The 22514-nt window shown below is 71.9% G+C and carries 19 protein-coding genes; 3 read left to right on the plus strand and 16 right to left on the minus strand.

Annotation, left to right across the window (positions count from 1 at the left end):
• Positions 1–10: 10 nt before the first annotated feature.
• The 4 genes from ACF08N_RS31950 to ACF08N_RS31965 all read right to left on the minus strand — a co-directional run bounded on the left by ACF08N_RS31950 (position 11) and on the right by ACF08N_RS31965 (position 4354).
• Entirely contained in the window at positions 11–625 is a 615-nt protein-coding gene (locus ACF08N_RS31950; protein ID WP_392328205.1) for an FMN reductase, read from the minus strand.
• Positions 622–1707, minus strand: coding sequence for an LLM class flavin-dependent oxidoreductase (locus ACF08N_RS31955; RefSeq protein WP_392328206.1), 1086 nt, complete (start codon positions 1705–1707; stop codon positions 622–624). The genes ACF08N_RS31950 and ACF08N_RS31955 overlap by 4 nt, the downstream gene beginning before the upstream one ends.
• Before the next feature lie 246 nt (positions 1708–1953).
• Positions 1954–2790 carry an alpha/beta fold hydrolase gene (locus ACF08N_RS31960; RefSeq protein ID WP_392328207.1) on the minus strand — a complete coding sequence of 279 codons (837 nt, stop codon included), beginning with the start codon at positions 2788–2790 and terminating at the stop codon, positions 1954–1956.
• Between the two features lie 187 nt (positions 2791–2977).
• Positions 2978–4354 carry a uracil-xanthine permease family protein gene (locus tag ACF08N_RS31965; protein WP_392328208.1) on the minus strand — a complete coding sequence of 459 codons (1377 nt, stop codon included), beginning with the start codon at positions 4352–4354 and terminating at the stop codon, positions 2978–2980.
• Positions 4355–4545: 191 nt separating this feature from the next.
• Here ACF08N_RS31965 and ACF08N_RS31970 point away from each other — a divergent pair, with 191 nt between their 5' ends.
• Positions 4546–5250 (plus strand): DUF5995 family protein, encoded by a 705-nt coding sequence (locus tag ACF08N_RS31970; protein ID WP_392328209.1) that lies wholly within the window; start codon positions 4546–4548, stop codon positions 5248–5250.
• Positions 5251–5283: 33 nt separating this feature from the next.
• Here ACF08N_RS31970 and ACF08N_RS31975 read toward each other — a convergent pair whose 3' ends face one another.
• From ACF08N_RS31975 to ACF08N_RS31990, 4 genes are all read right to left on the minus strand, one after another.
• On the minus strand, positions 5284–6996 hold the full coding sequence (locus ACF08N_RS31975; RefSeq protein WP_392328210.1) for a flavin monoamine oxidase family protein: 1713 nt from the start codon (positions 6994–6996) through the stop codon (positions 5284–5286).
• 58 nt (positions 6997–7054) lie between these two features.
• Positions 7055–7852: a carbon-nitrogen hydrolase family protein gene (locus ACF08N_RS31980; protein ID WP_392328211.1), complete on the minus strand. Its 798-nt coding sequence runs from the start codon at positions 7850–7852 to the stop codon at positions 7055–7057.
• A gap of 330 nt (positions 7853–8182) precedes the next feature.
• Positions 8183–8638 (minus strand): Lrp/AsnC family transcriptional regulator, encoded by a 456-nt coding sequence (locus ACF08N_RS31985; RefSeq protein WP_177153281.1) that lies wholly within the window; start codon positions 8636–8638, stop codon positions 8183–8185.
• A gap of 10 nt (positions 8639–8648) precedes the next feature.
• Positions 8649–10127: an amino acid permease gene (locus ACF08N_RS31990; protein WP_392328212.1), complete on the minus strand. Its 1479-nt coding sequence runs from the start codon at positions 10125–10127 to the stop codon at positions 8649–8651.
• A gap of 320 nt (positions 10128–10447) precedes the next feature.
• Between ACF08N_RS31990 and ACF08N_RS31995 the strand changes: the two genes are divergently transcribed.
• Entirely contained in the window at positions 10448–10852 is a 405-nt protein-coding gene (locus ACF08N_RS31995) for an ATP-binding protein (protein ID WP_392328213.1), read from the plus strand.
• A gap of 179 nt (positions 10853–11031) precedes the next feature.
• On the opposite strand, the gene ACF08N_RS32000 is transcribed toward ACF08N_RS31995, so the two are convergent.
• The 6 genes from ACF08N_RS32000 to fmt all read right to left on the minus strand — a co-directional run bounded on the left by ACF08N_RS32000 (position 11032) and on the right by fmt (position 18611).
• Positions 11032–11907 carry an RNA polymerase sigma factor SigF gene (locus ACF08N_RS32000; protein WP_392328214.1) on the minus strand — a complete coding sequence of 292 codons (876 nt, stop codon included), beginning with the start codon at positions 11905–11907 and terminating at the stop codon, positions 11032–11034.
• A gap of 180 nt (positions 11908–12087) precedes the next feature.
• Positions 12088–13530: a GuaB1 family IMP dehydrogenase-related protein gene (locus ACF08N_RS32005; protein ID WP_392328215.1), complete on the minus strand. Its 1443-nt coding sequence runs from the start codon at positions 13528–13530 to the stop codon at positions 12088–12090.
• A 198-nt stretch (positions 13531–13728) separates the two neighbouring features.
• Positions 13729–14769 (minus strand): sugar-binding transcriptional regulator, encoded by a 1041-nt coding sequence (locus ACF08N_RS32010; protein ID WP_392328216.1) that lies wholly within the window; start codon positions 14767–14769, stop codon positions 13729–13731.
• A 106-nt stretch (positions 14770–14875) separates the two neighbouring features.
• Positions 14876–15562, minus strand: coding sequence for a ribulose-phosphate 3-epimerase (rpe, locus tag ACF08N_RS32015; RefSeq protein WP_392328217.1), 687 nt, complete (start codon positions 15560–15562; stop codon positions 14876–14878).
• Between the two features lie 349 nt (positions 15563–15911).
• A complete protein-coding gene (locus ACF08N_RS32020; protein ID WP_392328218.1) occupies positions 15912–17345 on the minus strand; it encodes an RsmB/NOP family class I SAM-dependent RNA methyltransferase in 1434 nt (477 codons plus the stop codon).
• A 333-nt stretch (positions 17346–17678) separates the two neighbouring features.
• A complete protein-coding gene (gene fmt, locus ACF08N_RS32025; RefSeq protein ID WP_392328219.1) occupies positions 17679–18611 on the minus strand; it encodes a methionyl-tRNA formyltransferase in 933 nt (310 codons plus the stop codon).
• A gap of 239 nt (positions 18612–18850) precedes the next feature.
• Here fmt and ACF08N_RS32030 point away from each other — a divergent pair, with 239 nt between their 5' ends.
• Positions 18851–19345 carry a hypothetical protein gene (locus ACF08N_RS32030; protein ID WP_392328220.1) on the plus strand — a complete coding sequence of 165 codons (495 nt, stop codon included), beginning with the start codon at positions 18851–18853 and terminating at the stop codon, positions 19343–19345.
• Between the two features lie 269 nt (positions 19346–19614).
• Here ACF08N_RS32030 and ACF08N_RS32035 read toward each other — a convergent pair whose 3' ends face one another.
• The gene (locus ACF08N_RS32035; protein ID WP_392328221.1) at positions 19615–21759 is read right to left on the minus strand and encodes a primosomal protein N'; all 2145 of its coding nucleotides are present in this window, start codon (positions 21757–21759) and stop codon (positions 19615–19617) included.
• A 314-nt stretch (positions 21760–22073) separates the two neighbouring features.
• The coding region (locus tag ACF08N_RS32040; protein ID WP_392328222.1) for a methionine adenosyltransferase domain-containing protein at positions 22074–22514 on the minus strand (441 nt) is incomplete at its 5' end.

Genomic DNA, 22514 nt, shown 5'->3' on the forward strand with positions numbered 1-22514 from the left:
CGGGCCGGCCTCAGTCGAAGCGCAGGTCGGAGAGCTGCCGTTCGAGCGCGGTGATGTCGTCATCAGGCGTCTCCCCGGCCGGGCGGGCGGCCATCAGGGCGGCCAGCTCCCCGGCCGCCCGCCGTATGCGCCCGGGCAGGCCCTCGGTGTACTCGTCACCACCGGATCCCCAGTCCTCGGACGCCGCGTACACCGCGGTGGGGACCACGGCGGCGCGCAGGTAGGCGAAGAGCGGTCGCAGGGCGTGTTCCAGGACCAGGGAGTGACGGGCCGTGCCGCCCGTCGCCGCGACGAGGACCGGTTTTCCGGTGAGGGCGTCCGGGTCGATCAGGTCGAAGAAGGACTTGAACAGCCCGCTGTAGGAGGCGGTGAACACGGGGGTCACGGCGATCAGGCCGTGGGCACCCGTCACCGCATCGATCGCGGCGGCCAGTTGGGGGGACGGGAAGCCGGTCACGAGGTGGTTGGCGACAGCGCCGGCCAGTTCGCGCAGCTCGATGACCTCGGTCTCCACCTCGTGGCCCTGAGCGGCGAGTTCGCCGCGGGCCGACTCTGCGAGACGGTCGGCGAGCAGGCGTGTGGAGGACGGGGTGCTCAGCCCCGCGGACACAGCGACGAGCTTCATGCGGCGGACACCTCCTGAACGGCCCGCAGCGACTCGTGGGTGGGAGCGTCCGGGACGTCGGTCGGGCGGCCGATCGCGAACTCCTTGCGCAGGACGGGCACCACCTCTTCGCCGAGGATGTCGAGCTGTTCCAGGACGGTCTTCAGGGGCAGACCCGCGTGGTCCATCAGGAACAGCTGCCGCTGGTAGTCGCCGACGGTGTCACGGAAGGACAGAGTCCGCTCGATGACCTCCTGGGGAGACCCCACCGTCAGCGGAGTCTGCTCGGTGAACTCCTCCAGCGACGGCCCGTGCCCGTACACGGGCGCGTTGTCGAAGTAGGGGCGGAACTCCCGTACGGCGTCCTGGGAGTTCTTCCGCATGAACACCTGCCCACCGAGGCCGACGACGGCCTCCTCGGGCCGGCCGTGGCCGTGGAAGGCGTACCGCCGCCGGTACAGCTGGACCATCTGCCGCGTGTGCTCGGCGGGCCAGAAGATGTTGTTGTGGAAGAAGCCGTCGCCGTAGAAGGCCGCTTGGTCTGCGATCTCCGGAGAGCGGATCGATCCGTGCCACACGAACGGCGGTACGCCGTCCAGCGGCCGGGGCGTGGACGTGAACCCCTGCAGTGGCGTGCGGAACTTCCCCTCCCAGTCCACCACGTCCTCGCGCCACAGCCGGCGCAGCAGTGCGTAGTTCTCCTTGGCGAGGTTGATGCCCTCCCGGATGTCCTGGCCGAACCACGGATACACCGGGCCGGTGTTGCCGCGGCCCATCATCAGGTCGACCCGGCCGTCGGCCAGGTGCTGGAGCATCGCGTAGTCCTCGGCGATCTTCACCGGGTCGTTGGTGGTGATCAGCGTCGTGGCGGTGGAAAGGATCAACTTCTCGGTACGGGCGGCGATGTAGCCGAGCATCGTGGTCGGCGACGACGGCACGAACGGCGGGTTGTGGTGCTCACCGGTTGCGAAGACGTCCAGGCCGACCTCCTCCGCCTTCAGCGCGATGGCGACCATCGCCTTGATGCGTTCCTGCTCCGACGGATTACGGCCGTTGGTCGGGTCGGGGGTCACGTCCCCCACCGAGAAAATACCGAACTGCATGGGGACCTCTTCACGTCGGCAACTGTGTGGATGCCGGAAATGTAGGCAGCGGCCGGACGGCCGTCATGCCTGTGCGTGCAGGGGAGCTTGCCCGTCAGCGCCCTCTCCGGGCCGGCGTGGTGGGCCGCGATGGACGACGGCCGCTGCTGCGCCGCAGGTGCCGCGCGAACTGCCCGACCGGTCCTCCGGACGGGCAGTCGGCGCTCGTGGGACGTGCGCGGAACGGGACGACGATCCGGCGGCGGGTCACTTCCCCAGGAAGGTGAGGAGCGCCGCGTTGACTTCCTCCGCGTGGGTCCACAGCAGTCCGTGCGGGGCGCCCTCGATCTCCACGTAGTCGGCGGACGGAAGCGCCTTGTGGAACGGCCGCGCGGTTCCCTCGACGGGCAGGATGCGGTCGCCCGTACCGTGCAGGATCAGGGCCGGCACGTCGATGGCCGGGATGTCGGCCCGGAAGTCGGTGTACCAGGTCGACGGCGCGGCGGCCGCCGCGAAGAACCCGCCACTCGCGGCGACGTTCCAGCTGTTCCGTACCGCCTCCTCGCTGATCCTGGTGCCGAGGTTCTCGTCGAGGTTGTAGAAGTCCTGGTAGAAGGCGGTGTAGTACGCGTAGCGGTCCGCCTTGACGGCTGCGACGACGCCGTCGAAGAACTCCTTCGGGGCGACCCCGTCCGGGTTGTCGTCGGTCTTGAGCAGGCAGGGCTCCAGCGAGGCCAGGAAGGCGACCTTGGCGACCCGGGCGGAGCCGTAGGCGGACACGTACCGGGCGACCTCACCGGTGCCCATCGAGAACCCGACGAGGACGGTGTCGCGCAGGTCGAGGGTCTCCATCACGGTGTTCAGGTCGGCCGCGAAGGTGTCGTAGTCGTAGCCGGTCGTCGGCTGGCTGGACTGCCCGAACCCGCGGCGGTCGTAAGTTATCACGCGGTAGCCGGCGTCGAGCAGCGCGGCACTCTGCCGCTCCCAGGAGTGGCCGTCGAGGGGGAAGCCGTGGATGAGGACGACCGGCTGTCCGGTCCCGTGGTCCTCGTAATAGAGGTCGATGGCGGTGGAGTTCTCCTGGCCCACGGTGATGTACGGCATGCGGTGTTTCCTCGTTTCCTGATGGCTGGCGCGGCTGGAACCCGGTCAGGCTAGGGCGGAGGCCGCGCAGCCAGTTGTCGCGCAGTGCACCACTCCTTGCGCGCGGACGCAGAGATCACGGGCGCGAGCGGCAGTTGACAGAGCGCGCCGCGCGCCTGGTACGTCTGCGTCAGCGCGCGTTCCCCTCCTACGCCACCGGGTCGTCGTACCTCGTCGTGCCCGCGTCCAGGAGCGCCCCCTGCGGCGTGCCCGCGGCCTTGGACAGCCAGCGGAGGGAGTGGTAACCGGTGAGCACCAGGAGGGTGCCGAGGGCGATGCCGTTGAGCTCGAAGTTGTCGGTGATCTTCAGCGACACGCCGCCGATGCCGACGATGACGCCGGCGGCGGCCGGAATCAGGTTGAGCGGCTGACTGAAGTCGACCTTGTTGCGGACCCAGATCTGGGCGCCGAGCAGGCCGATCATGCCGTAGAGGATGACCGTGATGCCGCCCAGCACGCCGCCCGGGATGGCCGCGACGAACGCCCCGAACTTCGGGCACAGACCGAAGAGAAGGGCGAAGAGGGCGGCGCACATGTAGGCGGCGGTCGAGTAGACACGGGTGGCGGCCATGACGCCGATGTTCTCGGCGTACGTGGTGGTGGCCGGGCCACCGGCGACCGTGGAGACCATGGTGGCCGCGCCGTCCGCCGCGATGGCAGTGCCGAGCTTGTCGTCGAGGGGGTCGCCGGTCATCTCGCCAACCGCCTTGATGTGGCCGGTGTTCTCGGCGACCAGAGCGATCAGGACGGGCAGGGCGACGACGATCGCCGACGCGCTGAACGAGGGCGCATGCATGTCGGGGAAGCCGATCCAGGCGGCTTCCTTGACCGAGGTCAGGTCGAGACGCCAGTGGTCCACGACCTTGCCGCTGCCGTCGGCGGAGTGGATCCGGCCCAGGGTGAGGTCGAGGATCCAGGAGAGCACGTAACCGAAGACCAGGCCCAGGAAAATGGCGATACGTGACCAGAATCCACGCAGCACGACGAGCGCCAGGCCGGTGAAGAGCATCGTGGCGAGCGCGGTCCACTGGTCTTGCGGCCAGTAGGTTCCCGCGGCCACCGGAGCGAGGTTGAAGCCGATCAGCATGACGACGGCGCCCGTCACCGCCGGCGGCAGCACCGCGTGGACAACCCGCGCGCCCAGGAACTGGACCACGACGCCCACCGCGGCCAGGGCGAGGCCCACGACGAACAGCGCACCGGTGAGCTCCGCCGGCCCACCGCCCTGGCTTCCGATGACGGCGGCGACACCGACGAAGGAAAGGGATGATCCCAGGTAGCTGGGGACTCGTCCGCGCGTGATGACCAGGAACAGCAGGGTCGCGACGCCCGAGGCCATCAGGCCGAGGCTGGGGTCGAGCCCCATGAGCACCGGGGCGACAAAACATGCACCGATCATCGAGACGACATGCTGCGCGCCCAAACCGATCGTCCGGGTCCACGTGAGCCGCTCGTTCGGCCGGACGACCTCACCCGGCCTCAGATCCCGGCCATCTCCGTGCAGCTTCCACCCGAAACCCGACATTGAGCACTCTCCGTTCGTGTACGTACCGAACGGAAAGTACAAGATGAACGGTCAACCGTTCACGCCGGGAGCACCCCGGGAGCACCCCGGGAGCACGCCGGGCACCGGCTCCCAGGACGTCCCGTCCTCCTTTCCGGGGAAGCCACGGCCCGTCACCGCGCCACCGGGCCGTGGACTGGGACCCTGCCTCCATGGCGCAGAGTGAACAGCTCGCGGTGCTGCCGGGCCACGGCCCGGCGGCGCTCGACTCGGTGGTCCGGCGGATGCTCGCGTACGGCTCCGCGTGGCCGGCCGGGGACGGCCTCGCGGTGTTCAACCGGGTCTATCTCGCGGTCACGCGGGAGATCGGCCGGCACATCGACGACGGCCTGTTCGCGGACCGGCGGGCCGCCGTCACGCTCGACGTGCTGTTCGCGCGGCGCTACCTCTCGGCGGTCGACGCGGCGGCCGAGGGTCTGCGCCCGCCGGCCTGCTGGCGGCCGCTGTTCCAGTACCGCCGCCATCCGGGCGTACGGCCGCTCCAGTTCGCGCTCGCCGGGATCAACGCGCACATCGGGCACGACCTGGCCCTCGCCGTCGTGGACACGTGCCATGCGCTCGGCTGCGAACCGGCGGACGTGGAGGGCGCCTTCGACCGGGTCGGCGACGTCCTCGTCCTGCTGGAGGAACGCATCCGCGAGGACGTGATGCCGGGACCCGATCTGCTGCAGATCGCCGACCCCCTGACGCATCTGGTCGGCTCGTGGAGCCTGGACCGCGCCAGGGAGGGCGCGTGGTCGGCGGCCCGGCTGCTGTGGGGGCTGCGCGAACTCCCGGATCTGGCCGATGAGTTCACCGACCGCCTCGACGCGGGCGTCGGCCTGGTGGGCCGCTGCCTGCTCACCCCCTGGCGCTGATCCGCCCCTGAGGGGCGGATCAGCGCGCGGACTTCAGTCCTCCGGCAGTTCGACGGGGGCGATCTCGTCGTAGAGGTCACCGGGGCCCGGGTTGGACGGGTCGGTCGTCCCGCCGAAGTGGGCCATGACGCCCCAGACGGCGTTCAGCGCGGTCTGCACGGCGCCCTCGGCCCAGCCCGCCGTCCAGGAGATGTCGTCGCCGGCGAGGAAGATGCCGCGCTTGTCCTCGGGCAGCCGGTCCTGCATGAAGTGGGTGAACAGGCGGCGCTGGTAGCGGTAGTGGCCGGGCAGGTTCGCCTTGAAGGCGCCCATGAAGTAGGGCTCGTTCTCCCACGACACGGTCACCGGGTTGCCGATGATGTGGCTGCGGATGTCGACGTTCGGGTAGATCTCACCGAGCGACTTGAGCATGACCTCCATCCGCTCGTTCGCGGACAGCGGCAGCCACTTCAGGCTGTCGTCGCACCAGGTGTACGACAGGCAGATCACGGCCGGCTTGTCGGGACCGTCGTCGAGCAGGTACGTGCCGCGGGTCATGCGGTCGGTCAGGGTCATCGACATGGTGTCGCGGCCTGTCGCGTTGCCCTGGCCGTCAACGGCCTTGTCCAGCCAGAACGGCCGGTCGACCGGCACGAACAGCTTGGACGACTCCATGTAGTGGGTCCGCTCCATCGCCGTCCAGTGGTCGATCGGGAAGAGCGAGTCGTCGCAGGCGATCTTGGAGAGCAGCATCCAGGACTGCGCGGTGAAGACGGCCGCCCGGTACGTGCGGATGTCACCGGACGCGTCCGTGACCGTGATCCGGTTGCCCGCGGTGCGGTTCAGCCGGGTGACGGCGGGCCGCGGCTCGCCGTCGTGCAGCGACGACAGCGAGGTCCCGAGCGGCCAGTGGACGATCTTCTCGGGCTCGCGGTCCCACAGGCGCAGCGGGAGCTGCTGGCTGCCCTCGACGATGCCGCGGTGGTGGTCGTCGGCCTCGGAGTAGACGACGCGCAGGATCTCCAGGATGGAGTTCGGGAAGTCGGTGTCCCAGCCGCCCGTGCCGAAGCCCACCTGGCCGAAGATCTCGCGGTGGCGGAAGGACTTGAACGCCTCCGACTCGCACAGGAAGCCGTAGAAGGTCTGGTTGTCGAGCTTCTCGACGAGCTTCGCCCAGATCTCCCGGATGCGCGGGACGTCGCGCTCGCGCATGGCGCGGTTCATGTCGGAGAAGTCGGCGCCCTCCTCCAGGCAGGTGTTCCAGGCGTCCATCACGTCGCGGTAGACCTGCGGCAGGTCGTCGATGGTCTCGGCGTAGTGCGACTCGCCCTTGAGGTCCACGACGGTGGAGGGGGTGCAGGGCGCGAGCGGGTTGGGGAACGGCTTGGTGGTCAGGCCCACCAGGTCGATGTAGTGCTGCAGGGCCGTGGAGGAGGGCGGGAAGCGCATCGCGCCCATCTCGGCGCTCAGCTCGTCCGTGCCCGTGCCCTCGAAGCCCACGGTGCGCAGCCGTCCGCCGATCTTGTCCGCCTCGTAGACGACCGGCTTGAGACCCATCTTCATCAGCTCGTACGCGGCGACGATGCCGGACAGGCCGCCGCCGATGACGGCGACCTCGGAGCCGTGCTCGGTCGCGGGTATCTGGCCGAGCCCCGCCGGGTGGGCGAGGAAGTCGTCGTAGGCGTACGGGAAGTCCGGACCGAACATGGTGATCGGCGGCTGCGCGTCGCTGTGCTGGACGGCGGTGGTGGGCACCGTGGACGTCATGGGGTACGGACTCCTTGCACGGAAAACGATGAAGCGGGGGAAGCGGGAGGGGGCGGCGTCAGACCAGCGAGCGGTAGAGGCCGGGGCGCCGGTCGCGCAGGTAGGGGTTGTCCTCGCGCGACGCGGCGAGGAGGACGGGGTCGACCTCGCCGACGACGAGTTCCTCGCCCCGGCCTGCACGGGTGCGGACGGTGCCGTCGGGGCTCGCGAGCGAGCTGAGGCCGACGAACTCGAACTCGCCCTCGGGACCGGTCCTGTTGACGTACGCGATGTACATCTGGCTCTCGAACGCCCGGACCGGTACGAGCGATTCGGCGACGAACTGGAAGGGGTGCATCTGCGCGGTCGGCACGAGCAGCAGGTCGGTGCCGGCCAGCGCATGGGCCCGCACGTTCTCCGGGAACTCCACGTCGTAGCAGATCAGCAGCCCGATGCGGATCCCGTCGAGCTCCGCCTGGACGACGGCGGTGTCACCGGGGGTGAACCACTGCTGCTCGAAGCGGCCGAAGAGGTGGGTCTTGCGGTAGTTCGCGAGGCGCTCGCCGCCCGGGCCGATCAGCTGCGCCGAGTTGTGGATCACGTCGCCGGCGCGCTCCGGATAGCCGTAGTGGACGGCGATGCCGTGGCGCACCGCGATCTCCGCGACGGCGCGGGCGCCGGGGCCGTCGGCGGGCTCCGACAGCTTCGGCACGTCGTCGCCGATCGCGTACCCGGTGAGGAACATCTCGGGGCACACCAGCAGCCGCGCGCCGGCCGCGGCGGCACGGCCCGCGGCCTCGTCGAGGACCTTCAGGTTCTCGACGACGTCACCGGGCCGTCCGGAGCTCTGGAGCAGGGCGGTGCGCAGCGACGGCATCGGCAGACCTCTGTCGTGTGAAGGAGAGCGGAGGAGGGGGTGTCGGGGAGACGTCAAAACGGTACGTTTTCGCGCTCGGCCTGGACAAGACTCAAGCGTTGCGGACCGACGGACGATCCGTTGCGTGCCCGGGCCCCGCCCCGGCGATTCGTTGCGCGCCTCCCGCGCCGCCGCGGACGCGGGCCGGACCACGGCGGACGGTGGGACTACACGTGCGCGCCCGACGAGAAGCACCGCGGACGCGGGACGGAACCCGGCCGGCGGCGGACTACGCGGGCGCGCCCGAGGAGAAGCACCGCGGACGCGGGACGGAACCCGGCCGGCGGCGGACTACGCGGGCGCGCCCGAAGAGAAGCGCCGCAGGAGCGGCGAGAGCACCAGCACCGACTTGGTGCGCTCCACGAACGGCTCGCCCGCGATCCGTTCCAGCACGCGCTCGAAGTGGCGCATGTCGGCGGCGAAGACCTGGACGATCGCGTCCGCGTCCCCTGTGACGGTGGAGGCGGACGCGATCTCCGGGTACCGCTTCAGCCCGCGCTCGATGGCCTCGGGCGAGGTGTTGCGACTGCAGTAGATCTCGATGAAGCCCTCGGTCTCCCAGCCGAGCGCCGCCGGGTCCACCCGTACGGTGAATCCGGTGATGGCACCTTCCGCGCGCAGCCGGTCCACCCTGCGCTTCACCGCGGGGGCGGACAGGCCGACCATCGCCCCGATGTCGGCGTAGGAGCGGCGGGCGTCCTCGGCGAGGGCGTGGACGATGCGTTCGTCGAGATCGTTCAGTCGCACTGCGGGTGGATCACTTCTCTGCTGTGGCGAGTCGGGAGCGGCGAAGGCCGTACAGGAAGTAGAACACGAGGCCGACGGCCATCCAGGCACCGAAGACGACCCAGGTGACGGAGTCGAGGCTGAACATGTTGTAGACGCAGAAGCCGAAGCCGAGCACCGGGAACAGCCAGCCGAGCGGCACCATGAACGTGCGCGGCAGGTCGGGCCGGGTGCGGCGCAGCACGATCACCGCGATGTTGACCAGCGCGAAGGCGAAGAGGGTGCCGATGCTGGTGGCGTCGACGAGCTTGCCCAGCGGGATGACGGAGGCGAGGGCGCCGCAGAAGAGCGACACGATCACGGTGTTGACGCGGGGCGTGCCGGTCTTGCCACTGACCTTGCCGAACACCTTGGGCACCAGGCCGTCACGGGACATGGCGAACAGCACACGGGTCTGGCCGTACAGCACGGTCAGGACGACGCTGGCGATGGAGATGACGGCGCCGGCCGCGAGCAGCGTGCCCCAGAAGGTCTGGCCGCTGACGTCGTTCATGATGGCGGTCAGGGAGGCCTCGGAACCTTCGAAGTCCTTCCAGTTCCAGGCGCCGACGGCGACGGCGGCGACCAGGACGTACAGCGCGGTGACGATGATCAGCGACAGCATGATCGCGCGGGGCAGGTCGCGCTGCGGGTTCTTCGCCTCCTCACCGGCGGTGGAGGCGGCGTCGAAGCCGATGTACGAGAAGAACAGGCTGGCCCCGGCGGCGCTGACGCCCGCCATGCCGAGCGGCATGAAGTCGGCGTAGTTGCCGGACTTGAAGCCCATGAAGCCGATGGCGCAGAAGAGGACCAGCGCGGCGATCTTCACGACGACCATGATCGTGTTGGCCCGGGCGGACTCCTTGGCCCCGCCGAGCAGGAAGACCATGGCGAGCAGGACGACGATCAGGCCGGGCAGGTTGATGATGCCGCCCTCGCCGGGCGCCGAGGAGAGCACGCCCGGAATGGTGACGCCGATCGTGCCGTTCAGCAGCTCGTTGAGGTACTCGCCCCAGCCGACGGCCACGGCGGCGACGGACACGCCGTACTCGAGGACCAGACACCAGCCGCAGACCCAGGCGACGAGTTCGCCCATCGTCGCGTACGCGTACGAGTAGGAGGAGCCGGCGACCGGTATGGAGCCGGCCAGCTCGGCGTACGAGAGGGCCGAGAAGAGCGCGGTGAGTCCGGCGAGGACGAACGCCAGGGTGACGGCGGGGCCGGCCTTGGGAACGCTGTCGCCGAGGACGACGAAGATGCCGGTGCCGAGCGTGGCTCCGATGCTGATCATCGTCAGCTGCCACATGGTCAGTGAGCGGCGGAGCGCTCCGCCCTCCCCCTGGCCGCCCTCGGCGACCAGCCTGTCGACGGACTTGCGCCGCATCAGGCGTGCGCCGAGCGCGGGCGTCCTGGTGGGGCTCGGGGAGGACGGTGGCTCGGTCGCGGGCGGCGCTGCTCCGTGGTCCAGCACGTCGGGGCTCCTTCATCGCTGCGGGGATCGGCGAGGGGGACCTCCGGCGGCCCGCAGGCGTGACGAAACAGCCCACGCAGGGGGAAGGGACCGCCGAGCAGACGGTCACCGCCACTCCTGGTACGGGGCTTGAGCCTACGAGTCCGCAGCTCACAGCCGTAATGCATCGTTGTTGCGCATCGGCGGCCGATCATTGCGCGCTGACGCGGCGTGCGGGGAAACATTGCGCCCGGGTGAACGAGAAGATCACGGAGCACGTCACACGGGGGTATGCGACGAATCGCTCATAGATGCGCGCGGACCGGGTAGGCGAGCGGTTGATGAACGCACAGCGCCATGTGGTGATCGAGGAATCACCGCATCCGGAGAGCAGACACAGCGCGGGGGCCCGTACGGCCACCGCGGAGTTCCTGCTGCACCACTGCCCCTGGGTGGACCCGGACGCCGTGCTGCTCGTCGTCTCCGAGCTGGTCTCCAACGCGGTACGGCACACGGCCGGCTGGTGGCGCCTGCATCTGACAGCGGGCACGGACACGCTCGTGGTGGGCATCGAGGACTCCAGCACGCTGCCGCCCGTCGCGCGCCGGCCCTCGCTGTCCGGCGGCGGCGGATTCGGGTGGCACATGGTGCAGCAGCTCGCGAGCCGCGTGGAGGTCTGCCCGCAGCCGTACGGCAAACGGGTCCAGGCGACCTGGGTGCGTCCGGCGGCGGCCCCCTCCTGCTGACGCGCCACCGCGGGCCTGACGGTGCCCGACGCTCCGGCCCGGCACCCCGGCACTCCGTATTTCCGGGCAACCCGGCAACAGAAACGGCGTCCTGGTCTGCCAGGACGCCGTTTCTGCCGTGGGGGGAATGTGGTCCGGGACGGGCGGCGGAGGCCCGCCGCCCATTCATGCCAGTGGTGTCACTCCACCACGAGCAGCCCCTCACGCAACCGCCCGGTGATCCGGGTCAGCAGCCGCGACACGTGCATCTGGGACACGCCCAGCTCCTCGCCGATCTCCGACTGCGTCATCTCCTCGCCGAAACGCATCCGCAGGATCCGCCGGTCACGGTCGTCGAGCTCCTCGATCAGCGGCTTGAGCGCCTGCACGTTCTCCGCCGTCTCCAGGTCCGCGTCGGGTGCGCCAAGGCGGTCGGAGAGCGGCACCGCCGCGTGGTCGGAGGCGTCGTCCATGGGCATGTCGATCGACCCGGCCGTGTAGCCGTTGCTGGCGACGACGCCCTCGATGATCTCCTCCTCGTCCAGCCCCAGGTGCGCGGCGAGTTCGCCGGTGGTCGGCGTGTGGTCCAGCTTCTGCGAGAGCTCGTCGACGGCCTTCGCCAGATCGATCCGCAGCTCCTGGAGCCGGCGCGGCACATGCACGGCCCAGCTGGTGTCGCGGAAGAACCGCTTGATCTCACCGACGATGTACGGGACGGCGAACGTCGCGAACTCCACCTCGCGGCTGAGCTCGAAGCGGTCGATCGCCTTGATCAGGCCGATGGTGCCGACCTGGACGATGTCCTCCATCTGCTCGGCCCTGTTGCGGAAGCGGCCGGCCGCGTACTTGACCAGGGCCAGGTTGAGCTCGATCAGGGTGTTGCGAACGTACTGGTACTCATGGGTGCCCTCGTCGAGCGAGTCGAGCCGCTCGAAGAAGAGCTTGGAGATCTCGCGTGCGTCCTTGGGTGCAACCTCCCCCGGATTCCGCACATCCGGAAGATCCAGCTCCACCATGTCCGGGCGCTGGACTCCAGGCTGCGTGAGTTCGGTCGGGACCGTGCTCGCCGTGGACACTTCGTCCTCCCCTGCTCCGATGTCAGTGCGAAGGCGCGCCTACCCCGGATGTCCCCGCGCATGCCAGGGAGTTCGCGGAAAGTGGAAAACACCGCGCACAAACGCGGCGTCCGGCTCCCGCGACTGGCGCGGAAGCCGGACTGTGCAGGACGTGCCGGGCGTGCCGGACGCCGGAGCGCATCAACTCCAGCTGGCGTGCAGGGGCTTGCCCTCCGCGTAACCGGCGGCGCTCTGGACGCCGACGATCGCCTTCTCGGCGAACTCCTCGAGGGAACCGGCACCGGCGTACGTGCAGGACGAGCGCACACCCGCGATGATCGAGTCGATCAGGTCCTCGACACCCGGGCGGGCCGGGTCGAGGAACATGCGCGAGTGGGAGATGCCCTCCTCGAACAGCGCCTTGCGGGCCCGGTCGTACGCGGACTCCTCGCTCGTACGGTTGCGCACGGCGCGCGCGGAGGCCATGCCGAACGACTCCTTGTAGAGCCGGCCGTTGGCGTCCTGCTGGAGGTCGCCCGGGGACTCGTACGTCCCGGCGAACCAGGAGCCGATCATCACGTTCGACGCACCGGCGGCGAGCGCCATGGCGACGTCGCGCGGGTGGCGGACGCCGCCGTCGGCCCAGACGTGCTTGCCGTACTTCTTCGCCTCGGCGGCGCACTCCAGGACGGCGGAGAACTGCGGGCGGCCCACGCCGGTCATCATGCGGGTGGTGCACATGGCGCCGGGGCCCACACCGACCTTGATGATGTCCGCGCCGGCCTCGACGAGGTCGCGCACACCCTCGGCGGCGACGATGTTGCCGGCGACGATCGGCACCTGCGGGTCGAGCCCACGGACGGCCTTGATCGCGCTGAGCATCGACTCCTGGTGACCGTGCGCGGTGTCGACGACGAGCGTGTCGACGCCCGCGTCGAGCAGCTGCTTGGCCTTGCCCGCCACGTCGCCGTTGATGCCGACGGCCGCGGCGATGCGCAGCTTGCCGTTGGCGTCGACGGCGGGGGTGTAGAGGGTCGCGCGCAGCGCGCCCTTGCGGGTGAGGATGCCGGCGAGGCGGCCGTCCTTGTCCACGGCGGGGGCGTACCGGCGGTTGTGGTGGTCCAGGGTGTTGAACGCCTCGCGCGGGTCCATGTCAGCGTCGAGCAGCAGCAGGTCCGTGGACATGACCTCGGACAGCTGCGTGAAGCGGTCCACGCCGTTCAGGTCCGCGTCGGTGACGACACCGAGGGGACGCTGGTCGGCGTCGACGACGACGCCCGCGTTGTGCGCGCGCTTGGGCAGCAGCGACAGCGCGTCGGCGACGGTCTGGTGCGGGTCGAGCACGATCGGGGTGTCGAGCACGTGGTGGCGGCTCTTGACCCAGGTGATGACGTCGGTGACGACCTCGATCGGGATGTCCTGCGGGATGACGACGAGGCCACCGCGGCGGGCGACGGTCTCGGCCATCCGGCGGCCGGCGATGGCCGTCATGTTGGCGACGACCAGCGGAACGGTCGTACCGGTGCCGTCGGGGGAGGACAGGTCCACGCCCTGGCGGGAGCCCACGGCCGAACGGCTCGGCACCATGAACACATCGTCGTACGTCAGGTCGTACGGCGGCTTCTGGTCATTGAGGAAACGCACGTGCAGAACATCCCAGTCGATCGGAGGATCCCCGGGCATTGCAGCCGGGGAAAACGCACGTACTTCATTCTCCCATGCCGGGCCCGTTGTCATGCCCCGGCGAAAGCTCCAGTCACGGCGCCGCGCTCCGAGCGGATCCTCCAAACGCCCGGGTCCGGGGACCGGCGGACCACGCCGTGGCGCGGCCCGCCCGCCGGGTCAGTCGTCCGGGTCCGCGCGCTCCAGGGCGGGCCGCTGACCCGGTTCCGACGCCAGCAGCTGATCGGCCGCCGCCGTGTCCGTGACCAGGCTGGTCACCAGGCCGGAGCGCAGCACCGCCGCGATGGCCTCCGCCTTGCGCTGCCCGCCCGCGATCGCCACGACCTCGGGGATACGCCGGAGCCGGTCGGCCTCGACGGTGATGCAGCGCTCCCCCAGGTCGCGTCCGACGCGGCGGCCCTGGGTGTCGAAGAGGTGCGCGGACATCTCCGCGGCCACACCGAGCGAGGCGTAGTGCGCGCGCTCCTCGTCGGAGAGCATGTCGTGCACCGTCGAGATGCCCGGCTCCCACGAGCCGATGGAGACGCAGGCGACGGTCACCTTGTCGAAGTAGTCGAAGGCGCGGGCGATCCCCGTCTGGTGCCGCAGCGCCGCCGCGGTCGCCGGGTCCGGCAGCAGCATCGGCGCGTAGATGGGGTGGGCCTCGCCGCCGGAGACCTGGGCCGCCCGCCGTACCGCCTCGACGGAACCGCGCTCGGCGGTCCCCGCGTCGTAGACGCCCGTGAGCTGCACGACCGTGCACGGCGGCAGCCGGTCCAGGGCCGCCGCCATGTGGATCGTGGACCGGCCCCAGGCCAGACCGAGGACGTCGCCCTCGTTCACCAGCTCGCCGAGCAGATCCGCGGCCACCTCGCCCAGGTTCTCGGGGTCGGGCGACTCGTCCGCCTCCGCCGGGGACTCGACGACGACCGCGTGCCGCAGTCCGTAGTGGGCGCGCAGCGCGTCCGAACGCTCGGCGTCGAGCTCGGCGGGGACACGGATCTCGATCCGTACCAGATCACGTTCGAGCGCGGTCTCCAGGACCCTCGCGACCTTGAAGCGGCTGACGCCGAACTCCTCCGCGATCTGGATCTTGGACTTGCCCTCGAGGTAGAAGCGACGTGCCATGGCCGCCGCCTGCACCAGCTCAGCGGGCCCCATCCGCAGGGCGGACCGTCCCGCCGGCCTAGCAGTCACCGCGATCTCCTCACTGCTGTACACACGTACACACACTCCCGGATCCGGCCATCCTGTCAGATCCACCGGTCCTTGATCAGCCCTGATGGGCCAACATCGGTTGAACAAGCGCGGCCATCGGAGCGCTTCCTCAGTGGCCGCACGCCCAGGCGGCCGAGGCGGTGGCCGCCGACGCCTGGTCCCGGAGCAGCCGCACCGCCGCGGCCGGGTCCTCCGCGTTGTAGACCGCGGAACCCGCGACGAACACGTCCGCGCCCGCCTCCGCGCACCGCTCGATCGTCGACGCCGACACTCCGCCGTCGACCTGCAGCCACAGCTCCAGACCGTGCTTGGAGATCAGCTCCCGGGTGCGGCGGATCTTCGGCAGCATGATGTCCAGGAAGGCCTGCCCGCCGAAGCCCGGCTCCACCGTCATGATCAGCAGCATGTCGAGCTCAGGCAGCAGGTCCTCGTACGGCTCGATCGGGGTCGCCGGCCTCAGCGCCATCGACGCGCGCGCGCCCTTGGCACGGATCTCGCGGGCGAGGCGCACGGGAGCGGCGGCGGCCTCGACGTGGAAGGTGACGGAGCCGGCGCCGGCCTCGACGTACTGAGGAGCCCAGCGGTCGGGGGCCTCGATCATCAGGTGGCAGTCCAGCGGGGTGTCCGTCGCCTTGGCGAGCGACTCCACGACCGGCACGCCCAGGGTCAGATTGGGCACGAAGTGGTTGTCCATCACGTCGACGTGGAGCCAGTCGGCGCCCTCGACGGCCTTGGCCTCCTCCGCGAGGCGCGAGAAGTCGGCGGAGAGGATACTGGGGTTGATCTGAACGGCCATGTGCCAAGCCTGCCATGTTCCGGGCCGGTTCCCCTCCCCGGGACGGTACTCGGTACGGACCGGGCTCCGGCAGGATGCGCACAGCCCACCGCAATACCGGCCATTCGACCGGACGTGCGGCCTCCCGGAAGCCCCGACTGCGCGCCGGTGCGCGCTGCCGGACACCTTCGTGCTCCGTTCCGCGCTCGTGACGCGCTCTCGCTCGACGTGCGGCCCCGCGGTGCGCCGGCCGCGCCCGCTCTCGCGATCTGTCAAGGACGCGGACGCGCCGCGCGGCCGGCCCGTCAGCGGGCCGGCCGCGCGGCGCGGGGCAAGCGGTGCTGCTGTGGCGTACGGCTGCGCGGTCCGGCTACGCGGTGCGGCGCAGCAGCGCCAGGTACATCGCGTCGGTCCCGTGCACATGGGGCCACAGCTGCACGTCCGGTCCGTCGCCGAGCGCCGGGACGCCGGGCATCAGCGGCCGCGCGTCCAGCAGCTCCGCCTCGGGTGCCGGGCCGCCGCGCCCGCGCAGGACGTCGTCCACGACGACCCGCGTCTCGGCGAGGTGCGGCGAGCAGGTCGCGTACCCCACCACACCACCGACCCGCACGGCGCTCAACGCCTCGCGCAGCAGGGCGCGCTGGAGCGGGGCGAAGCCCTCCAGGTCCTCCGGGCGGCGGCGCCAGCGGGCCTCGGGGCGGCGGCGCAGCGCGCCGAGACCCGAGCACGGCACGTCGACGATCACCCGGTCGAAGACCCCCGGACGCCACGGCGGACGCGTACCGTCCGCCGCGATCACCTGGTAGGGGCCGGGGTTGCCGGTCAGGGCGCGGTCCACGAGCCGGGCCCGGTGCGGCTGCTTCTCGGAGGCCAGCAGGGTCGCGCCGCGCTCGGCCGCGAGGGCGCCGAGCAGGGCGGCCTTGCCGCCGGGGCCGGCGCAGCCGTCGAGCCACCGTTTGTCGGGCCCCTCCAGCGGGGCGTTGGCCAGGGCGATCGCGACGAGCTGGCTGCCCTCGTCCTGGACGCCGGCCCGCCCCTCGCGCACGGCACCGATCGCGCCGGGCTCGCCGCCCTCCGCGAGCCGGACGGCGTACGGGGACCAGCGGCCCGGCAGCGCCGAGTCCTCGCCCAGCACGTCGAGCAGTTCACCGGTGGTCGCGCGGCCGGGCCGGGCGACCAGGGTCACCTCGGGCCGCTCGTTGTCCGCCTCCAGCAGGTCCTCGATCCCGGCACGGCCGCCGCCGAGCGAGTCCCACAGCGCGGAGACGACCCAGCGGGGATGCGAGTGCACGACCGCGAGGTGGTCCTCCGCGTCCTCGTCGTACGGCGGGGCGACGCGCTCCACCCAGGTGTCCAGGTCGTCCCGCGAGATCTTGCGCAGTACGGCGTTGACGAACTTGGCGCGCCCGTCACCGAGCACCACCCGCGCGAGCTCCACGCTCGCCGAGACCGCCGCGTGCGTCGGGATCCGTGTCCCGAGCAGCTGGTGCGCGCCGAGCGCGAGCACGTCGAGCACGGGCGGGTCGACCTCGCGCAGCGGCCGGTCGATACAGGCGGCGATGATCGCGTCGTACGTGCCCTGGCGGCGCAGCGTGCCGTACACGAGCTCGGTGGCGAGCGCCGCGTCACGCGTGTCGAAGTCGCCCTTCTCGCGCGCCTTCTTCAGCAGGGGCGGCAGGACGAGATTCGCGTACGCGTCCCGCTCGTCGACGGCCCGCAGCGCCTCGAAGGCGAGGATCCGGACGGGATCCTTCTTGGGACGGCGGTGGGGCTTGGGGGGACGGCGACGGGACTGCTCGCTCAAAAGGTGCTCCGCTTTCGATGAGGGTTGAACCCTGTCAGCCTACGCCGCGCGCCCCGGCGTCCCCGCGGGCCGGCACAGGGGGTGTCCGGCGGATCTCGGCCGGGGCCACGACGCTCCCCCATGGCTTCGCCTGGGGGTACCCCCAGGCGACGGCACCTCTCCCCGTAGCCCTTCGGGCACGGGAGGTGCCCCCAGCGTTGGCGAAATGCCCCAATAGCTCCGCTATCAGGGCACTCCGGCGCCTTGCGATGCGTCCCCTAGGCCCTGCGGACCTGGGGAGACCTCATGCACCAGACGCCGCGTCCTATCCGGCCCTGATCCACCGGACACCCCCTACGCGCCGAGCCTTTCGCCCGGGGCGATGCGCACCCCGCGCGCCCAGTCCGCCGCCCGCATCGGCTTCTTGCCCTGCGGCTGGACCCACAGGAGTTCGACGGCGTGCGATCCGGTGCCCGCGTAGACGTTGTTCTTGCCCGGGTCCAGCTCGCCGGGCGCCAGGTCCGTACGGTCGGGCAGCAGGGCGACCTGGATCAGCTTGAGCCGCTCGCCGCGGAAGACCGTCCACGCGCCGGGGGCGGGCGTGCAGCCGCGGACGACACGGTCGACGCGCAGCGCGGGGGCGGCGAAGTCGACGTGCGCGTCCTCGACGGTGATCTTCGGGGCCAGGGAGACGCCCTCGGCCGGCTGCGGCACTGCCTTCAGGGTGCCGTCCTCGATGCCGTCCATCGTCGCCGCGAGCAGCCCGGCACCGGCGAACGCCAGCCGTGTCAGCAGGTCACCGCTGGTGTCGGTGGGCCGCACCGGCTCGGTGATCACGCCGTACACCGGGCCGGAGTCGAGACCCTCCTCGATCTGGAAGGTGGCGGCACCGGTCATCTCGTCGCCGGCGAGGATCGCGTGCTGGACGGGAGCGGCGCCGCGCCAGGCGGGCAGCAGCGAGAAGTGCAGGTTGACCCAGCCGCGGGCGGGCACGTCCAGGGCGGCCTTGGGCAGCAGCGCGCCGTAGGCGACGACCGGGCAGCAGTCGGGGGCGATCTCGCGCAGCCGCTCCAGGAACGCCTCGTCGCGCGGCCTGACCGGCTTGAGCACCTCGATCCCGGCCTCCTGGGCGCGCTGCGCGACCGGGCTGGCCACCAGGTGCCTGCCGCGCCCGGCGGGCGCGTCCGGCCGCGTCACCACGGCGGCGACCTCGTGCCGTCCTGAGGCGATCAGGGCGTCCAGGGCGGGGACGGCGACCTCGGGGGTACCTGCGAAGACGAGCTTCATCGGTGGCTGACTGCCTCTCGGACGTGTGCCGGTACGTACTGGTGCGACGAGCAGCTCACCAGTCTATGGGGCAGGCCCACAGGGGGCGTACGGGAGACCGCGCGCCCCGTGCATATGCACATACGCCCCGAAGCGTGACCAGATCGGCGGCCGGAGCGTTGGTCAAGAGAGATTGACCGAAGCGGGCCGCCCCGGATGCGGCCCGGCCCCTTTTCAACGCCGGTTCGAGAGGCTTGTCAATGGCCGACCACGCAACCCACGACGCCCAAGCCCGGGCAAGTCTGCACCTGTTGGTGCGGGACATCGAGCGGGTCCGCCGGCAGGTGGACGCATTGCGCACGCTCACCGCCCAGCTGGGCAATGTCTACCGCCCGCGCCGCTCCGGCCCGTCCACGGGCTTCGTCGTCTACGGCAGGGCCCCGGCCCCCACCGTCCGTCTCGCGCAGGAGCTGCGCGACAGTGTCGAGACGCTCGTGACCGCGGCCGTGGACTTCGACCGTTCTCTGGGCTTCTCCTGGGACGCGGTGGGCTCGGCACTCGGCGTCACCAAGCAGGCGGTGCACCGCCGTTACGGCGCCCGCAGGGCGACGCCGCAGCCGGTCGCCACGGAGCCCGAGCCGACGACGACGACGCGCACGCTGCCGCCGGTGCCTGCAGTTCCGGCCGCGCGCTCGATGCCGCCGCAGCCGGCGGAGCCGCGCCCGGGGGCGTTCCCGGGCCCGCGCAATGGCTGACGCGGGGACAGACGCGGGGGCCGATGCCCCCGCTGCCCCGCTGTGACCACCCCCGTGGAGGACTCGACAGCCGCAACGCCTCCACCGGCGGGAGGGGGTCGGGGTCGGAGGAGGAGGTGCCCGGGCGTGGGGCGTCGTCGGTCACCGCACCACCCTTGCGGTCGCCGGAAAACCGTCCGGGTCCCCCTCCGCAGGCCCGCCCCCGCACCGGCCGACGCCACACGGCACCCCGGCGGGAACGCCCTCCATGCCCCAGGACATGCCACCCGTCACCCGATGTCGGGCGGGTCGATTCTGATGCGGACCGGGTCCGTGCCGCCACGGGCCAGGCGGGATGCCTGCGCCGACTTGAGCGCCGCCGCCAGCGCCGCCCCCCGGCCCGGCGGCACCCGCAGCAGCGCCCGCTCCCAGCGCTCCCCCACCGGCGCGTCCCCGGGCCTGCGTGCCCGCCCGGCGTCGGTCACCGGCAGCGGGACCGGCCCCAATACCTCGGCCTCATCGGGCAGTTCGGTGGCGAGCAGGAACGACGCGACGGCCTCCGGACGGCCCACCACCTCCGCCATCCGCGACACCGGCGGAAAGCCGAGCTCCGCCCGCTCGGCGAGCTCCCGCAGCGCATGGCCGGCCGGGTCCCAGCGCACGAGCGCCTGGACCGGCCGCAGCGTCGGCTCGGCGACCACGACGACCGTGCCGCCCTCCTCCTGGCCCCGGACCAGCGAGGCCGCGGCGATCCAGCGGCGCAGTGCCTCCTCGCCCGCGCGCAGATCGGGCCGTCCGAGCATGGCCCAGCCGTCCAGCAGCAGCGCGGCCGCATAGCCGCCGTCGGCCACGGGCTCGGCGCCCGGCGTGGAGACCACCAGTGCGGGGCGGGCGGGGACGGCGTCGAGCACGTGGTCCCGGCCGGAGGTGCGCACGGGCACCGCGGGGAAGGCGCGGCCCAGCTCCTCCGCCGTGCGGCGCGCGCCCACGATCCGCGCCCGCAGCCGCACGGAGCCGCAGGCGACGCAGTGCCACTCCGGCTCGCCCTGCCCGCACCACGCGCAGCGCAGCTCGCCCTCGCCCGGCGCCTCCAGCGGCCCGGCGCAGTGCCGGCAGCGCGCCGGTGTCCGGCACCGCTCGCAGGCGAGCCGGGGCACGTAACCGCGCCGGGGCACCTGGACCAGCACCGGCCCCGTCCGCAGCCCGTCCCGTACCGCCTGCCAGGCGAGGCTGGGCAGCCGGGCCGCGCGCGCGGCCTCGTCCCGCGCGAGGTCCTGGTCGCCGACGGTGCGCACCAGGGGCGCCGCGGCCCTCACGCGCACCCGGTCGGCGACGATCGGCATCGCCCAGCCGCTCTCGACGAGCTGGGCGGCCTCGACTGTGCAGCTCGTACTGCCCAGCAGGAAGGCGCACCCGTCGTGGGCGGCGCGCAGCTCGAGAACCTCACGGACATGGGGGAAGGGCGCGTTGTCGTCGCTGTGGCTGGCGTCCCCGTCGTCCCAGACGACGACGAGTCCGAGGTCCTGCACGGGCGCGAACATGGCGGCCCGGGTCCCCACCAAGGCCCGCACCGAGCCCCGGCGCACGGCCAGCCACTGCCGGTAGCGCTTCTCGGGGCCGGACTCGGCGGTCAGCACGGCATGGCGGCCCTCGCCCAGCAGGGCCGTGAGGGCGGCGTCGACGCGGGCGGCGCGGCGCCCGTCGGGCACGACGACGAGCGCACCGCGCCCGGACGCGAGCGTCGCGGCGACGGCACGGGCCAGTTCGTCCGGCCAGTGCGGGCCGGGCAGCGCGGTCCACACAGCGCGCGGGGAGCCGCCGGCCGCGAGGGTGTCGATGAACCCGGGCCCCCGCCCGTACCGCTCCCAGGAGCCGGCGCCGGGCGGCGCCGGTGGCGGCAGGGGCTCGGGCGACGGCTTGGCCTCGGCGCGCCCGTTCCTCGGCGGAACGGCGAGCTGCAGCACGTCGGCAAGGCTGCCCGCGTACCGGTCGGCGACGGCGCGGGCGAGGCGGAGCATCTGCGGGCCGAGGACGGGCTCGGGCGAGACGACGTGGGCGAGTGCCGCGAGCGGTCCGGTGTAGTCGGTCTCGGCCAGGCGCTCGACCAGGAAGCCGTCGATGAGCCCGCCGCCCTCGCGGCGTCCCTCCCGGACCCGGTGCGCCCCCGCCCCGAACCGCACGCGCACGCGCACACCGGGCTGCGCGACGGCGTCGAGCTCCTCGGGCACGGCGTAGTCGAAGTACTGGTCGAGGTGCAGGACCCCCTTGTTGACCACGACCCGCGCGACGGGCAGCTCCTTGGCGAGCGCGGCCCCGCGCCAGGTGCGCGGCTTGGCCTTGGGCACCTTGGCCTTGCGCACGGTTTCCCGGATGAGCGCAAGCTGCTCGGGCCCGCCTGCGGCGGACTCCTCGGGCCGCTCGTTGTCGCTGCTCACAGCCCCATTCCTACCAGAGCCCACCGACAGCGCCCCGGCCGGCGAAAACGGCAGCGGACACCCGGCGGCCGGCCCCCGGAGCACCCGCGCCCTTGGCCCACTCGGCCCCCGACGCACGGCCTCACAGCCGCGCCTCCGCACGCGCGACGTCCCCGGCCCACGCTTCCGCCTGCCCGGCAGCGGCCCCAACGGCGGCGCCCGACGACGCACCGGGGCCAGGGGGCATCGCCCTCCCCCCCACGCGCGCAGCGCGCCCCGCACGCGCGAGGGCCCCGGACCGTGGCGGTCCGGGGCCCTCGCGGCAGGGTGTCTGCTTACAGACCCGCCGCCGCGCGCAGCGCATCGACGCGGTCCGTGCGCTCCCAGGTGAAGTCGGGGAGCTCGCGGCCGAAGTGGCCGTACGCCGCGGTCTGGGCGTAGATCGGGCGGAGCAGGTCGAGGTCGCGGATGATCGCGGCCGGGCGCAGGTCGAAGACCTCGGCGATGGCCTGCTCGATCTTCTCGACGTCGGTCGTCGCCGTGCCGAAGGTCTCCACGAACAGGCCGACGGGCTCCGCCTTGCCGATCGCGTACGCGACCTGCACCTCGCAACGGCCCGCGAGGCCCGCCGCGACGACGTTCTTGGCGACCCAGCGCATCGCGTAGGCCGCCGAGCGGTCCACCTTGGACGGGTCCTTGCCGGAGAAGGCGCCGCCGCCGTGGCGGGCCATGCCGCCGTACGTGTCGATGATGATCTTGCGGCCGGTCAGACCGGC

Origin of the sequence: Streptomyces sp. NPDC015127 (assembly GCF_043080095.1) — a bacterium.
GTDB lineage: Bacteria > Actinomycetota > Actinomycetes > Streptomycetales > Streptomycetaceae > Streptomyces.